Source organism: Bartonella sp. CE47NXGY, from assembly GCF_042195415.1.
Classification (GTDB): domain Bacteria; phylum Pseudomonadota; class Alphaproteobacteria; order Rhizobiales; family Rhizobiaceae; genus Bartonella.
This window is the reverse complement of sequence record NZ_JBHIOI010000098.1, coordinates 1-2,259: the sequence shown is the minus strand read 5'-3', so window position 1 is coordinate 2,259 and position 2,259 is coordinate 1. Positions and strand designations below refer to the sequence as shown.

The 2,259-nt window shown below is 38.7% G+C and carries 1 pseudogene; it reads left to right on the top strand.

The window, feature by feature from the left end:
* Positions 1-175: 175 nt before the first annotated feature.
* Positions 176-2,259 (top strand): annotated as a pseudogene (locus ACFIL3_RS09725) (autotransporter outer membrane beta-barrel domain-containing protein); the annotation flags it as partial.

Sequence of the window (2,259 nt, the reverse complement as noted above, 5' to 3'; positions counted from 1 at the left end):
ACATTTTGTATTAGACATAATTAATATCAATTATTTTTTAATTTTGACAAAAAACCAAAAATGTCTTACCAAATAAAGACAATTACTGAAAGTAATAACAACTATCCATTTTCACTTCTTCTTATGAAGTTCGCGGGGAAATGAATATTTTGGGGCTCTCATAAGGAGAATACTAGTGTATAAAACATCCCTTTTATCATGTACGGCTGCAGCCGCTATTATCCTGTTCAACATCCAGTTCAGTGCACATGCTGAAACCCTCGTAGTTTCTGAGGGAAAACAACAAGAAGTATCCGATAAAACCTACGAAACTATTCACGCAAAAGACGGTGGCAAAATCATTGGAAAACATTTAACCATTGTTACGAATAAAGATATAAACCAAGGCACAAACCAAACCGTCTATGCTGTAACAGCAGAAGGTGCTAACAGTGCGATTGAGTTACTGGATGGCACAACCATTAAAGGCACTGGTTCTGGTATTTTCTTAGGACTTGAAGCCAAAGACGGTGCTACACTTCAAATGACTAAGGGAACAATTACATATTCTGGAATGGAGGCCTCCTCATCTGGCATTTTATCTAGCACTGGTGCTTCCTTTTCTGACAGTAAGAGTAAAAAAAACAAGCTGGAAGACGTAGTAATATCGAGTGAAAACGATAACAGTTCACTATCCTTAGGAATAAGTGCTAAAAACAGCACAGTAACCTTGAACAATGTAACCGTAACTCAAGCACTAAAAGGCATATTTGCAGATGATCACTCGACAATAACAGTGTCTGGAGGATCACTCGATGGGGAAACTGATGGGGTATATGCTGGAAACGGCAGCATCATTACTTTAAACAACAATGTTACAGTCGCATCATCTAAGGGTAATGCACTCCATGCAGATGGTATAGAATCCAAGATCACCATGAAAGGAGGGGCTGTCATAGGAGGAAGTTTGAATGGACATGAAGGCGCATTATTTACAGAAAATGGTGGACGTATTGAAATTACGGATGTTACTCTAACAACCAATAACTTCGGAAACGGTGCAAATGCCAATGGCTTTGGAAGCATAATTGAATTAAAAGGCAAAACAAGCATTGAAAAAGTTAGAGATGGACTGAGAGCAGAAAAAGGTGGTAAAATCACCAGCGAAGATTTAACAATAACTGCTTATGAAAACCAAGAATACGGTACTTCTGGTATAACAGCCATTGATCCCAATAGTGAAGTTCAATTAAAGGGTCATACAACCATTGAAAAAGTTTTTGTCGGTCTTGAAGCCTTTAATGGTGGCAAAATCGTTAGCGGAGATTTAACAATAGTCGGTGGTAAAGCAATTAATGACAACCCCAATGAAGCACGATCTGGTGTATGGACATCGGGCTCTGGGAGTGAAATTCAGTTAACTGGCAAAACAACCATTCAAAATTTTGATGAAGGTCTTTATGCAGATGATGGGAGTAAAATCATTAGCGGAGATTTAACAATAATCGGTGGTGAGTCCGAAGCAGCAACCGTTGGTGTAAGCACTTGGGAGGCCGATAGTATAGTTGAATTAAATGGCAAAACAACTATTCAAAATGTTGGTATTGGTCTCGCTACTGGTGAAGATGGCACAATTAAGATGGTTAATGGCGCTATTGATACTAATTCTAAAGGTCTAGATCCCCAATCCGACACTCCTCAGAATGGGAAAAAAAATAAAATAGAAGCAAAAATGGCTGCGCTGGTTGTAATAAATGGCGGACATATTGATCTGACAGATGTTTCTGCCACAGTAGAAGTTGCCGGTTTACAATTCGCAACTTTCTCCGATGATAATCCAAATGGCTCGCATGATCCACAAAAATATCATAGTAATGAGATCAATCTGACCAATGCAGAGATTCATGCTGAAAATGGCACAGGAATTTTCATCGGAGCTGTTGTTGAAAAAAGCATCGAAGATGCTACAGCTCCATCAATCGGCACAGTCAATCTTAAAAAATCAGAAGTCCATGCCGATGTTTTACTAGGAAATGGTATTGCTTGGGACAAAGCGTCATGGAAAGATAAAGATTTGTGGGATGATAAAGAGGTTAAAGCGATCTCCAATGGCACCTTCACCTTAAGCGCAGATCAGTCTATTTTAGAGGGTAGAGCAAATATTGCTAAAGACAGAAATGTGCACTTTGATCTAAAAAACAATACAAAATGGACGTTGAAGATCAGTAACAATGAAAAAGATGCTGATGGAAAACTACTTGATATTGCTCAAAGATCTCG